Annotated in this window: 13 protein-coding genes; 7 read left to right on the top strand and 6 right to left on the bottom strand. The window is 44.8% G+C overall.

Annotation, left to right across the window (positions count from 1 at the left end):
* Positions 1-39: 39 nt before the first annotated feature.
* The 3 genes from JRG66_RS08610 (at position 40) to JRG66_RS08600 (ending at position 2,371) form a co-directional block, all read left to right on the top strand.
* Positions 40-1,833, top strand: coding sequence for a chloride channel protein (locus tag JRG66_RS08610; protein ID WP_265165428.1), 1,794 nt, complete (start codon positions 40-42; stop codon positions 1,831-1,833).
* Entirely contained in the window at positions 1,830-2,075 is a 246-nt protein-coding gene (locus tag JRG66_RS08605) for a hypothetical protein (RefSeq protein ID WP_265162358.1), read from the top strand. Before JRG66_RS08610 ends, JRG66_RS08605 begins: the two co-directional genes overlap by 4 nt.
* Before the next feature lie 101 nt (positions 2,076-2,176).
* A complete protein-coding gene (locus tag JRG66_RS08600) occupies positions 2,177-2,371 on the top strand; it encodes a cold-shock protein (RefSeq protein ID WP_265162357.1) in 195 nt (64 codons plus the stop codon).
* Between the two features lie 66 nt (positions 2,372-2,437).
* On the opposite strand, the gene JRG66_RS08595 is transcribed toward JRG66_RS08600, so the two are convergent.
* Positions 2,438-3,391: an NAD-dependent epimerase/dehydratase family protein gene (locus JRG66_RS08595; RefSeq protein WP_265162356.1), complete on the bottom strand. Its 954-nt coding sequence runs from the start codon at positions 3,389-3,391 to the stop codon at positions 2,438-2,440.
* 130 nt (positions 3,392-3,521) lie between these two features.
* Here JRG66_RS08595 and JRG66_RS08590 point away from each other — a divergent pair, with 130 nt between their 5' ends.
* Complete coding sequence (locus JRG66_RS08590) at positions 3,522-4,097, top strand: hypothetical protein (protein WP_265162355.1); 576 nt, start codon at positions 3,522-3,524, stop codon at positions 4,095-4,097.
* Positions 4,098-4,124: 27 nt separating this feature from the next.
* On the opposite strand, the gene JRG66_RS08585 is transcribed toward JRG66_RS08590, so the two are convergent.
* From JRG66_RS08585 to JRG66_RS08565, 5 genes are read right to left on the bottom strand one after another with little or no spacing between them, the layout of a single operon-like run.
* Complete coding sequence (locus JRG66_RS08585) at positions 4,125-4,445, bottom strand: hypothetical protein (RefSeq protein ID WP_265162354.1); 321 nt, start codon at positions 4,443-4,445, stop codon at positions 4,125-4,127.
* The gene (locus tag JRG66_RS08580) at positions 4,442-5,686 is read right to left on the bottom strand and encodes a hypothetical protein (protein ID WP_265162353.1); all 1,245 of its coding nucleotides are present in this window, start codon (positions 5,684-5,686) and stop codon (positions 4,442-4,444) included. The genes JRG66_RS08585 and JRG66_RS08580 overlap by 4 nt, the downstream gene beginning before the upstream one ends.
* Positions 5,673-7,283 carry a DUF4396 domain-containing protein gene (locus JRG66_RS08575; RefSeq protein ID WP_265162352.1) on the bottom strand — a complete coding sequence of 537 codons (1,611 nt, stop codon included), beginning with the start codon at positions 7,281-7,283 and terminating at the stop codon, positions 5,673-5,675. Before JRG66_RS08575 ends, JRG66_RS08580 begins: the two co-directional genes overlap by 14 nt.
* Before the next feature lie 12 nt (positions 7,284-7,295).
* Positions 7,296-7,637, bottom strand: coding sequence for a hypothetical protein (locus JRG66_RS08570; RefSeq protein ID WP_265162351.1), 342 nt, complete (start codon positions 7,635-7,637; stop codon positions 7,296-7,298).
* A gap of 6 nt (positions 7,638-7,643) precedes the next feature.
* The gene (locus JRG66_RS08565) at positions 7,644-9,149 is read right to left on the bottom strand and encodes an FAD-dependent oxidoreductase (protein WP_265162350.1); all 1,506 of its coding nucleotides are present in this window, start codon (positions 9,147-9,149) and stop codon (positions 7,644-7,646) included.
* A 136-nt stretch (positions 9,150-9,285) separates the two neighbouring features.
* Here JRG66_RS08565 and JRG66_RS08560 point away from each other — a divergent pair, with 136 nt between their 5' ends.
* The 3 genes from JRG66_RS08560 to JRG66_RS08550 all read left to right on the top strand — a co-directional run bounded on the left by JRG66_RS08560 (position 9,286) and on the right by JRG66_RS08550 (position 13,509).
* Positions 9,286-10,800, top strand: a complete 1,515-nt coding sequence (locus JRG66_RS08560; RefSeq protein ID WP_265162349.1) for a peptidase associated/transthyretin-like domain-containing protein — start codon at positions 9,286-9,288, stop codon at positions 10,798-10,800.
* Between the two features lie 79 nt (positions 10,801-10,879).
* Positions 10,880-11,374 (top strand): nuclear transport factor 2 family protein, encoded by a 495-nt coding sequence (locus tag JRG66_RS08555; RefSeq protein ID WP_371875307.1) that lies wholly within the window; start codon positions 10,880-10,882, stop codon positions 11,372-11,374.
* 71 nt (positions 11,375-11,445) lie between these two features.
* The gene (locus JRG66_RS08550; RefSeq protein WP_265162347.1) at positions 11,446-13,509 is read left to right on the top strand and encodes a M13 family metallopeptidase; all 2,064 of its coding nucleotides are present in this window, start codon (positions 11,446-11,448) and stop codon (positions 13,507-13,509) included.
* Positions 13,510-13,579 lie beyond the last annotated feature (70 nt).

Here is a 13,579-nt window from a genome sequence, read left to right as displayed (position 1 = left end):
AAATGTCCTGCAGTGCAGGACATTTTTGTCATTATTGATATGAATGCTAAGAGCAGGAACCCTTTATTTACAAGGTTTTTGATTTGGAGAACCAAACACCTTTCTTTGCAGCAGTTCGTAATGATACTGGCGGCACTCATAGGCTTTACCGCCGGGCTGGCAGCGGTATTGATAAAGAACCTCACCCACTTTATTCAGCGTTTGCTTGAAGGGGAGTTGATTGTTAACTATCACCACGCATTCTATTTCATCTTTCCAATTGTAGGGCTTGCACTTACCCTGCTTATAGTGAGATATGGAATAAGACAGCCCATTGGGCACGGCATCCCTTCTACTTTATACGCTATCTCCAAGAAAAAAGGGCTTATGAAGCCCATGCAAATGTATGCCTCGCTTCTTACAGCCCCTATCACAGTAGGTTTTGGAGGGTCTGTGGGGTTGGAAGGGCCCACGGTGGCCACCGGTGCCTCCCTGGGGTCAAATATTTCGAGAGCATTTAACATGAACCAGGCCACCCGCACCCTGCTTATTGGTTGCGCGGCAGCCGGAGCCATGTCAAGCATCTTTAAAGCTCCTATTGCGGCTATCATTTTTGCGATTGAAGTGTTCAGCCTTGACCTTACCCTGGCCTCGCTCCTGCCCTTATTGCTGGCTTCGGTTTCTGCAATCCTCACTTCGTATTTCTTCTTTGGATCAGATATTATTCTGCCTTTCAGCCTCAAGGACAGTTTCGAGATGAGCGATGTGCCTTACTATATCCTTCTGGGAGTACTGGCAAGCCTCTGCTCCATCTATTTCACAAAAGTTTACTTCTGGATTAATACACAATTTAAACGTTTAGAATCTCCCTTTCACCGGCTACTTGTTGGAGGAGGAGCACTGGGTGTGCTTCTGTTTCTTATTCCGCCACTGTATGGGGAAGGTTATAACGTGATCAACAATTTGCTGCAGGAAGATTATCTCGAAGCTTTGGGGAGCAGCCTTTTTAATGAATATCTTGATAATTTCTGGGTGATTATTGCCCTTCTGGCCGGCCTGGTGATCTTTAAAATTGTAGCGACCTCGCTCACTTTTAATGCCGGAGGGATTGGCGGCATATTTGCACCTGTTCTTTTCATGGGAAGCACCATGGGGCATTGTTTCGCCTTGTTCATGAACCACATCAACGTGTTAAAAAATCCACTTTCGGTAAGTAATTTTACCCTGGTGGGAATGGCAGGGCTTATGGCAGGAGTGCTGCAGGCGCCCCTTACTGCTATCTTCCTTATTGCTGAACTCACTCACGGGTATGAACTTTTTGTACCCCTCATGATCACTGCAGCCATATCTTTTATGATCACAACCCGGTTCCTGCCACATTCAGTATATACAAGTGAACTGGCTAAACGCGGGGAATTGATCACCCATAATAAAGACCACGCCGTGCTCACCCTTATGAATATTAAGCAGGTCATAGAAAGAAACTTTATTCCTTTAAAAACAGGCATGACCCTGGGTGAGATTGTAAAGGAAGGGGTGGTAAAGTCTTCGCGGAATATTTTTCCTGTAGTTGACAGCGACAATAATTTTATGGGAATTCTTTTGCTTGATGACATAAGGCCCATCATGTTTGACAAAAAGCTCTATGACATCGTGAAGATTGAAGAGCTCATGCAGGCTGCACCCGATATTATTGATGAAGAAAAAGACAGCCCAAAAACAATCATGAAAAAATTCCAGGAAAGTGATGCCTGGAACCTTCCGGTAGTGCGAAAGAATAAGTATCTTGGGTTTGTATCTAAATCTAAACTCCTTACAGCATACAGGAGGAAATTAATAGAAGTAACCGTATGAAAATCTTATCAATTCTCACGCAGATAGTAGCCGTTTTAATTGGAATCTCCTTTTTAGTGGGGTTCTACATCATGCAGGATGACCAGGCATTGGGAGACAGGATTATCGGGCTCTCTGTTCTTGCCACTGTTTTCTTTCTTTTGCCCATGTTCCTGGTGCTTCGCTGGCGCGGAAAAAAATTGAAAGATTACACCCTTTCCGAAGAAAATTTGAAAAAAATGAACGATCGGAAAAAGAAGTAACTTCCACGTTTTAAAATTTTTAGAAATAAATAACAATTTGATTAACTCCTGTTTCAATAATTCACCTATGTTTGTACTTTATTAATTATTATTTTTTTACAATGGAAGGTACAGTTAAATTTTTCAATGAATCAAAAGGTTACGGATTCATTACTAACGACGAGACAGGAAGAGACATCTTCGTACACGTTACAGGTCTTAATGGGGAAACCATTAACGAAGGTGACAAAGTCGAGTACGTTGAAGAAGAAGGAAGAAAAGGATTGACCGCAACCAGAGTGCGCGTGATCAACTAATTATATATAGTATATTAGTTTTATTCAACCAAAAAGTCCTGCACGCTGTGCAGGACTTTTTTATTTTTATACCTGGTGAACTTCTTTAATGCCCTCGAGCATCTGGGAAGTCATTTTCTCAAGGTCAAATTCATGATCCCAGCCCCAGTCTTCACGGGCGGCAGAATCATCTATGCTTGAAGGCCAGGAATCGGCTATGGCCTGTCTAAAATCGGGAGCATAAGAGATCTCAAATTCCGGAACATGTTGTTTTATCGAAGCAGCCAGTGTATGGGGAGTAAAGTTGAGGGCAGAAAGATTATAGGAAGACCTTATCTTAATATTTTCTGCCGGCGCTTCCATAAGGGAAATAGTAGCTCTAATGGCATCATCCATATACATCATTGGCAGCTCGGTATCTTCTTTCAGGAAAGAAGTGTATTTTCCTGTTTTTAAAGCCTCATGATATATCTCAACAGCATAGTCTGTAGTACCTCCACCGGGAAGGGTTTTATAACTTATCAGGCCCGGGTAGCGAATGCTTCTCACATCAACCCCATATTTTCTGTGGTAATACTCACACCAGCGTTCTCCCGCCTGTTTGCTGATTCCATAGACGGTAGAAGGTTCCATAACGGTGGTTTGTGGCGTCTCCTGCTTGGGTGTGCTAGGTCCAAACACAGCTATACTTGAAGGCCAGAAAACCTTTGCTATTTTTCCCTCTTTTGCCAGGTTAAGCACGTGGAACAGGGAATCCATATTGAGAGCCCAGCCTTTCATGGGAAATTTTTCGGCGGTAGCACTAAGCATGGCTGCCATTAAATAAACTTCATCAATCTCATATTGAATGACCAGGTCTTCAATCTGGTGGTAATTGGTAGCATCGGCGATCTCAAAAGGCCCCGACGCCATTAACTCCGCGCTTCCTTCCCTGATATCACAGGCAATTACGCTGTCTTTCCCCTGCTTTTCCCGCAAGGCCATGGTAAGTTCGGTTCCTATTTGCCCGCAAGCACCAATTATCAATATCTTTGAAGCCATAAATGTTCCTTTTTTAAGTAGCAGCAAAGATATTCAATTCAGGAAAGATGAGAAATTCCCCGGTCTTAAAAACCTGGGGCGTTTGCCGAATAATGGCTTAAAAACTGCGTGAAAAGCATACCTTTAGAAAATGAGAAAAATTTTTATCATCCTCAGTCTGGTCTTCTTCTTTTCCTGCGGGGAAAAACAGGAAGCACAGGTTCCTACAATTACTTCTGAAAAATCATTTTTAGATCCGCTAGAGGTGAATACCACCCGGGTAGTAAATCTATCTCCACAAGCCCGGGAGCTTGCGGGAGAGTGGCTGGCTTATGCCACTGCACAAAATGAAATACAGGCATTGAAAAACAGCACAGGCCAGGAAATAGTAACTTCTGCCAATAATCTTGTACAGATCATGGACAACTTACGCTCTACCATTCCTGATTCTTTGCAGAGTACGGCTGTAGAAGCACGCACAAATGTACTTTACACCAAAGCCCAGGTACTTCACCAACTCTCAAACAAAAAACAAAAAAACCCCGACGAGATCTTTGATCTTGCTGAAGACATGGTCACCGAGTTTGAAAATTTTAAGCTGCAGCTTAACGAACTTTTCCTGAAGACCCCCGAAAATTTTGAAACAGAGCTCGACCGTGAGTTTGAAGAGTCCCTGGAACCCGACAGCACCGGAACCATTCCACTCTTTAGGGACAGCGGAATTTAATCCCACCCCACCCTTATAATTTTTAACTTAGTATTTACGGCTCTTTTTATGTTCCCTCAACATTCTGGAAAGACCGTAAAGCCCCCCTATTAATCCACCCAATGCCATTCCCACGCCTCCAAAAGTGACAGCTGTGGTACCCGGAAATGGGGCCGAGATTTGCCCCAGGTCTACAATTGCCCAGGTACCGTTTGCAATAAGGTATCCTGCAATGGCCAGAACAACGCCAAATATTAGAGCCCCAATAAGAGCAGCATGCAAAATAACAGGCCGGTAAACTACTACCTGTGGCCCTTCATTGGTATATCCGGCTTTTAAATCTTCTTCTCTCCTGTTTGTCTCTTTCATTGTTCAAGATTTAGATTAGTGCTGTCGGTAACTACTACCTGTCTCTCTCGCAATGGGAATGGGGACAGATAACTGTCTATTTGCATTTGCAGGTCTCGGGTTAATATTTGATCATCTCCTATTATCCAGCCAAAATTCAGAATAGTCTCCTGCGGATTTGTGGGAAATGGTTTTACCATCTCCAGGTAACTCTTCACTGCTCCCGGCATATTATCTTCTTCTACCAGCAGGATGGGGCCGTGTTTTCCCATATGCCCCAACACAGCCGCAGGGATGGTTCCCAGCACATTTTCTGCATTTGAAAAAATATAATTATGGCCTGCCTGGGCAATTCCCCAGCCAAAATCACGAGCTACCCAATCCCAGCCCCAGCCAAAATTCCTTCCGTAGTCTTTGTAACCGGCATTCACCGTACTGGAAGCAAATACAGTGGGTCCTGCAATACGCCGAACCAGTCCGTAACGGCCTAATTCCTTCACCACTTTGTCTGAAACAACATTAGAATTGCCGGTCACGTACATATAAGCCCCATGGTCTCCAAACCTTCTTTTGAGGATCTCTTTGGTGGCTGCCGGAATACTGTCTTTATATACCCAGGCAAAGCCCTTACCCATGTGGGCGTTCCACCCCATAGCTCCCATACCGTGCTTAATACCATCCTCATGATCAATAGCCGAGATCAAAACCTCATCGGGGTGGTCTGATTTTAGGGCTGCCTGCCACCGGTCAAGCAATTCGGCCAGAAGAATAGGATCTTCCTCATTGAAAGTCCGCACTTTATAGTTAAGTTCTTTTCTAATCCGTTCAACCTCAGCTGTCGGCACGTTTACTGCATAAACCTGGTTTCGGCCATCGGGCATTACCCCGTCGGGCTTGAGACGCTTCAATTCTTCAAAAGTGGCATCAGATATTTGCCCGTTGCCGTCAAGATACAGCATTGGGGCATTAACGGGCATATGGGTCACCCTGTGCATGGCAGTAAAGGCAATTTCTTCATCCTGTGGCACCAAAATAACAGCGCCCACGGCATTATCTTCCCTTGTGGCTGCATACACGGTCTGGGATAAAATAATAGCCTGGGTTTCGGGATCACTACCGGGCAGCCTTACCGTATATGCCGTTACACTGGCCTCTTCCTGTAATGGAAAAGCCGAATCTACCGGCGGACCTTCAGATTTTCCGCAGGAAAAAATGAAAATCGAAATAAAGGCGATCAAAATTGGATTTCTAGCGATTACCATGTTTAATATTGTTTCTTATCATTAGAGAATTTAAGGGCCAGGCCACCAGGAATCCTATAAAAGAAGCTATCCACATCGTACCAAACCACAAGATGTCATCTTCTTTGGGCATCATGGGAATATGCACCATCATCATCCACCAGCTCATGCTCATCATTCCCAAACTCACGGCAGTCATGCTCAAAAATGCCACTTTTAACCCCTTCCATAGCAGCATGCCATCTTTAAGTTCCATCATAGCATTTTTCATGGGATACTGCACGAGAAATATCACAAGCAACAAGGCTCCCAGGTACATCCCGAACATCATTATGGGCATTCCTGCTCCTGCCCAAAAGAGGGTGTCATTTATTCCTTCAGAAAAGAATATGGGAAAGCCAAAATAAGCAAAGAGGTATGCCACGGCAATCATGGCGGGAGCACCGTACCCAAAGCCCATCATTGTTGCCGCGGCAGCCTGAATTCCCGGCGGCCTTAACCAGCGGGTCATCATTCCTTCAAAGTAAAAAGGGCGGCGATAGGCATTAAAATAAAGTACAACCCCTAAAATGGGTAAAAATGCTGCACCCTGGGTCCAGGCTATTTTAATTGGCGACATCACCCCCGGCAAGGTATAAGCGGAATGGATTAGGATGAAAATTGCACCCGCAATTCCCAAAGCCATAAATATTATAACTATGGCTTCCATAGGGCCAAGTGCCACCGCACCCATGTCGGCATAGGGAGCTTTTTCTACCGAGAAATCGAGCCTTCCAAAAGCTTTATAGCTCATTTGCTTTGTCACCACCCAAAAATGCCGAAAAGGTCCTTCGGAAGGAGTAGTGAACCAGTCGGCACGCTGTGACCAGATGTAAGAATCGGTTATTGCAGGCAGGCCGCCATTATCACCTGCATACAATAGTGCAGCGGCATTCGATTTTGCCAGCGGTAAGGCTGCAAGGCCTTTCAAAGCCTCAGATGGTGTGGTTACCACATAGTGGAAGTACCCGTTGCGCCGGCCGTGGTTTCTCCCCCAGCCAACCTCCGTCTCTTCATCACGGTATTTTGCGAGTTCTACAGCCAGTTCTGCCGGACTTGAAGCCGTAATCTGAACTACATTTTCCAGCCCCTGCAGGTGTTCAAAATTCCCTGGGCCCACGGCAAAGATCTTTTTCCCCTCCAGCCGCTCAGCATTGCGCTCCACTTCATCAGTAAATAAAAGCGGAGAGTTGTGGTATTTCGCATAGAAAATAGCCGGAAGTGCCCACTGCAGTGCCTCCTGCTCTTCGGCTGATATAACTACTACGTGTTTCGCCTGCGGATTGGCTGTAATACTCTGTTTTACAAATTGCTTCCAGTTTTGCTGCGTAGGAACAAATGCTGCCGATTTTGCCTCTTCAAACTGAATACTCTCTTGTAATTGTGAAAAGATTTCGGCCGTATTCCCTCTTATATGAGTAGTATTTTTAAGGTGCATGGTAAGCCTGCTCTTCTCTGGATTGTGATGAGGTTCAACAAGTCCGGCCACTTCCACCCCCTCCTTTATGGTCAGAAGGATTCCAAAGCTTAGTACAAGAAGTATAAAAAGAGCAAAAACAGGATAGGTCCAACGTATCATTTATCAATATTTTTAATGCAGAACATGAATAAGTATCCAGGCTAAACCTCCCAGGCCTACAGCCCCGTGAACCACAGCCAGCCATTTGGGAACCACCTTATGTCTTAGATCACGGGAAAAAAGATAAAGCCCTACCACAGCAGCAGTAGCAAAGATCACCAGGCTGTCCCAGTGTTTGTGATGCTGTTGCGTGGTGAGCGCAAAGATGAGCAGTATTATTATTCCTAAAACTGCCGCAGTACCATGTGCTATGGCTATACCCTTGGGAGGGATTTTTTGCTGAAGTACGTAACTAAGCAGGTATGCACCTAAAAAAACAGCAATCCCAATTAAGATAACAGCGGTAATGACCATCTCAAATTACTTTTTAGGGTTCATACTTCTCTTGTCCAGTGGTGAAAAAGCAGGACCTTCAATCACTTCTCCCGTCGCCTTAAACCTGCTTCCGTGACAGGGACAATCCCAACTTTTCTCGGCATCATTCCAGTCTACTATACAATCCATGTGAGTACAAACGGCCGACTGGCAATGCACCTGCCCAGTATCATCTTTAAATACCGCCCACTTTTCATTATCTACTTCCACCACCTTTCCCTGCCCGGCAGCAATTTCATCAAATGAACCGGCTTCGGCCTTTCCCGGCAGGTCCTTAATATATTGTTTGGCGACATTAAGGTTTTCATTGATAAAATTCTTTGCCGATTTGACTGGGGTAAACCTTGAAGCTTTGTAAAGATCGCTCCACTCGTTTTTTCTGCCATTCAGCAAATCGTCGAGTATCATGGCCGAAAGCACTCCATAGGTAAGCCCATCTGTAGAAAAACCTGTGGCGATGTAAATATTGTCATCTGAACTTTCACCTATATATGGCAGCCCATCGGCAGGCTTATAATGCTGTGCACTCCACTCATAGGATATTTCGGAAACATCAAAATATTTTCTCGCCTGCTGTTCCAGTTTCCTGAAGAAACGGCTGTAATCATCCTCCTGGCCCACCTTGTGATGGCCGCCCAAAACCAGCACAAAATTATCTCCTCCCTTGCTGTAGGTACGCATTGAAGTATGGAAATCGGCTTCGGTATCCCAATAGATTCCGTCAGGAAAGTCACCCGAATTAAGCTTTGCCGCAATGGCATATTCGCGGTAAGGATAAAGTGCGGTTTGCAGGCCATAGATGCCTTTGGGCGTATGGGTGGCTAAAATGACCTTTTTGGCAGTCACTGTCCCGGTGATGGTAGAGAGCACCAGCTCTTCCTCTTTTTGAATGTGATAAACTTCTGAATTCTCATAGATCTGGCAGTTCCCATCATCAATTTTTTCTGCCAGCCCCCTCACAAAAGCCGCGGGATTGAACTGGGCCTGGCCTTCTACCTTTATGGCCTTGCTCACCTTTACCGGAACCGGCAGCTCCTGCAGCTCTTCAACCTTAAGCCTGTAATTGGCAGCTGCAGCTATTTCCTTCTCTATGGTCTCATCTTTCTGATCTGTTTCACTGAACAGGTACCAGGGCACCCGTTTAAAACTGCAATCTATCTGGTATTTATTTACCAGCTCCTCAACAAGGTCTACCGCTTCCCCACGCGACCGCGCAACATTGGCTGCCGTCTCCTCATCCCATTTGCTTTGTATGTGATGCAGCCGCTTATCTACCATTGCATAAAGGTTCCCGGTAGAATCTCCGGTGGTCCCGCCGCTAATGGTTCCGGCTTCGAGCAGTACTACTTTCTTACCCGACTTTGCCAGGAGGTAGGCCGTTGTAACTCCCGTAATCCCCCCACCAATTATGGCTATTTCAGTATTAATATGTTCATTTAAACTGGGAAAATTATTTTTTGGATCGGTTGATTTCCAGATAGATCGTGTCATAGAAAAGGTCTTTTTAATAAAGTTAATAAGCCCTTTTCCTGCTGCCAATTGTTTTAAGTTAGTATTTTGTTAATCCTGAAGTTCCATTTTTTGTAACGTTCTCTTCAGAAGCTCGTCTATAAATTAAACAAGTTCAATGAAATTCCTCTTTACTCTTACTCTGTTGTTCCAGGCAGCATTGGTTCAGGCCCAGGAAATTAAGGCGCGAGTGCTCGATGCATCTACAAAACAATCTATCCCTTACGCCAATATCATTTTTGCTGAAAACCACGGCCTGGTCACCAATGAAGAAGGCTTCTTCAGTTATAATGCTGAAGAAGGCAGGCTTCCGGAAATTATCAAAATCTCTTCCCTTGGCTATGAAATAACAGAAATTGCGCCCGCTGATATTTCCGAAGGAATTGTTTACCTGAAGCCGGCTTCTATAGAACTCGGCGAGGTATTTCTTTCCAGCAAAAACCTTTCAGCAAAAGAGATCATTGAAAAAGTAAAAGAAAAGGTTAGTACCAATTACAACTTTGACAACAGCAAAAAGAGGGTCTTCTTAAGACAATCGGGCACCAGCCACGTGCGCCGCTTTGACCTGGAGGTCGATAAAAGTACCATTGCCGGGATAGACCAGCACCTTATGGATGAGATCTCTGAAAAAATCCCCAAAACCTCCGACTCCTACAAGGAAGTCCTGGCCGATATGTACGGCAATTACGACAACCAGAAGGTCAATATCATCAAAGCAGCAAATCTCTACAACCCGCAAAGCATGAAAAACCTTGAGGAAGTGACCCAGCATTTTAATACTATCTTCATGAACACCATAAAAGAGCGGTCTTACCTCAAGATTAAATCGGGCATCATCGGGTTTAAGGTAGATGAAGATGAATTGCAAGAAGGCTTGATGATCACTACCGAAAATAAAGAAAAGACGCCCCAGGAAAAAGAAAAAGACAGCATTAAGAGCAGGAAATATTTACAGGAGAGCTCTGGCAAGCACGTAAAAAGGCTTTTGAACGGCATGTTCTGGAAAGAAGACATCACTTTTAACCTTTTTGACAAGTCAAATAAATACAAGTATGAGCTCAACGGCTATGCCTACATTGACAACAGCACAGTGTACGTGATTGACTTTGAACCCAAGAGAGGAGCAGATTTTAAAGGCAGGCTCTATGTGAACACTCTCGATTATGGAGTGCACCGTTTGGAATACGAGAATGTGAAGCCTTTGAAGAAATTCCGTCTCTTCGGAATAAGTACTGCCGATGATGTTTACCGCGGAAAAATGATCTTTGTGAAAGACGAAGCCGGAAAATACAACCTTAGTTACCTTGAGCGCGAAACCGGGGAAACCGTGGGCATAAAAAGGCCGCTCACCATTATTGAAAAGAACAAGCACGTTAAAGGCCGCCGCAAACAAAATGAACTCGACCTTGACCTCAATCTAAGGCTGAGCGAGGTAGAAAAGCTGCAGCTGGTAGTCTACAAAACCGAAGCCATGGGTGCCGGCAGCCTCGATAATATTCCAGCCATCCAAGATTTTGAATACAAAACCTTTAAAACCTACAACGCTGATTTCTGGAGCGGCCACAATATCATTGAACCCAACGAGGCCATTAAAAATTTCGTTGCGCTTGATGCCGAAAAGAAAAATTTATAAAAACTTAATTTTATCCAATCTCTATCAGCTATCCTACCAGCTACAAACTACAGACTACAGACTAAAAATTTAAAAATCTATGCGTAAAATGCCATTTTTGACACTCCTGTTTTTCTTCGGAAGCTTTGCTTTTGGGCAAACTCCCCAAACTCAGGTGAACCAGTTACTGGAGCACTGGCACGCCGCGGCTGCCCAGGCCAATTATGAAGACTACTTCAGCTTAATGGCTGATGAATCTGTTTTTATAGGGACAGATCCTACAGAGAACTGGAACAAACAGGAATTCATGCAATGGTCAAAGCCATATTTTGACCGCGGGAAGGCCTGGAGCTTCTCAACCCTGGAACGCAATATCTTTTTTGCTGAAGATGGAGAAATTGCTTGGTTCGATGAACTCCTGGACACCCAAATGGGCATTTGCCGTGGGAGTGGGGTCGCTGATAATGAGTCGGGCAAATGGAAGGTCAAACATTACGTCCTATCCATAGCTATTCCAAATGAGAATGTAGATACCGTTACCTCTCTAAAAGCCGATTTTGACAGGAAATTAATGTCTCATTTAAGAGCTCAATAAGTAGCTGTGGCAGAAGCTAAATATTCATTCCTTTTCACTAATTTTCGCCACAATTAAAATTTACCAAAATTATGAACAGAATAAGTAAAGGTTTTCTCCTTTCTTTTATGGCTACAGCAGCTTTCACCAGCTGTAAGAACGACAAAGAAGTTGAAGCCGAAGAACCACGCGGGATCAATCTTGCCTACATGGACACTACCGTGACTCCGCAGGAAAATTTCTTCAGGTACGTGAACGGCCGTTGGCTGGATACTAACGAGATCCCTGAAGACAAAACCGTATGGGGAAGTTTTAACGAACTTCGCGAAAAGACCGATGCCGATGCCCTTGCCCTTTTAGAAGGTGCAGCAAACAGCGACAGCCTTGACGGCAACAGCGACCAGGCTAAGGCAGTTTACCTCTACAAAACTATCATGGATACCGTGGCCCGTAACGAGCAGGGCATTCAGCCTATTCAGCCTTACCTCGACAAGATTGCGGCTATCAGGACCAAAGAAGACGTGCAGAATTATCTTGAAGAAATGCAAATGTATGGCGGCGGCGGATTCTTCAGCTTTGGCGTGGGTGCCGATGCAAAGAATTCCAACATGAACGCGGCTTACCTGTCACCGGGAGGTCTTGGCCTGCCAGACAGGGATTATTACATTGCTGAAGATGCAGATTCTAAAGAAAAGCGTGAGAAATATGTAGCTCATGTTACCAAAATGCTTCAGTACTTAAGTGATTCTGAAGAAGAGGCTGCAAAAAAGGCAGAAACTATCCTCGAGTTTGAAACTGCGCTTGCGCAACCTATGCTGGACAAAGTAGAGCGTCGTGACGCCCGAAATACTTATAACCCAATGACCGTTGCCGAACTTCAGAATAAAGTTCCGGCAGTAAACTGGAACAGCTATTTTGAAGCCATTGGTGTTACCGGCGTAGACACTATTATTGTGAGCCAGCCCCGTTACATGGAAGCCGTTCAAAAGACATTGGCTTCTCAAAATGTGGAGGATTGGAAAGAATATCTTAGATGGTCCCTTTTCAACGATGCAGCAGGAATGCTGACTACCGAAATTGAAGATGCCAACTGGGAATTCTATGAAAAAACACTTCGCGGTGCACAAAAGCAACTTCCGCGCAACGAACGTGCCCTTGCCACAATCAACCAGACTGTGGGAGAAGCTCTTGGAAAACTATATGTAGAAGAGCATTTCCCGGCTGAAGCAAAGCAAAAAGCTGAAGAAATGATTGAAAACGTGGTAAAAGCCTTCGAGAACAGGATTGACAATCTTAGCTGGATGAGCGACAGCACCAAGGTAAAGGCCAAGCAAAAACTGGGCACTACCCAGATCAAGGTAGGTTATCCCGATGAGTGGAAAGACTACAGCAGCATAGAGATCAAAGAACCTGCAAATGGAGGGTCATACTTCCAGAATATGCTCAACATCGCCAAATGGAGCGTTGAAGAAGATATCGCCGAACTTGGAAAACCTGTAGACAAGAGCGAATGGTTTATGGCGCCACAAATTGTGAACGCTTATTACAACCCGCTTTACAACGAGATCGTGTTCCCTGCGGCCATTCTACAACCACCTTTCTACGATTATAAAGCCGATGCTGCTGTGAATTACGGCGGAATTGGAGCAGTGATTGGCCACGAGATCTCTCACGGCTTTGACGACAGTGGTTCGCGTTTTGACGCCGATGGCAACCTGAACAACTGGTGGAGCGAGAAAGACCTTGAGCAGTTTGAAACCCTTGGCGGAAGACTGGCCGATCAGTACAGCGCCATTGAAGTACTGGATTCAGTTTATATCAACGGAAAATTCACTTTAGGTGAGAATATTGGTGACCTTGGAGGAGTGAACGCAGCTTATGACGGACTCCAGATCCACCTGAAAGAGCATGGAAATCCCGGAAAAATAGACGGATTCACCCCCGAGCAGCGATTTTTTATGAGCTGGGCTACCGTTTGGAGAACCAAGATGAGGGAAGAAGCTCTTAGGAACAGGATCAAGACAGATCCACACTCCCCCGGAGAATACAGGGCTTACGTGCCACTTCAGAATATTGATGCTTTCTATGAAGCCTTCAATATCCAGGAAGGAGATTCAATGTACGTAGCTCCCGAAAACCGGGTGAAGATCTGGTAATACCTTTAAAAAATGACATTTTAAGCCCCTCTTTCCGGAGGGGCTTTCTTTTTTCCGCAGAAAAAAGAAT

The sequence above is a fragment of the Salinimicrobium tongyeongense genome, assembly GCF_026109735.1.
Taxonomy (GTDB): domain Bacteria; phylum Bacteroidota; class Bacteroidia; order Flavobacteriales; family Flavobacteriaceae; genus Salinimicrobium; species Salinimicrobium tongyeongense.
Note: the sequence above shows the minus strand (reverse complement) of the source record. Positions and strands in the feature narration are given on the sequence as shown.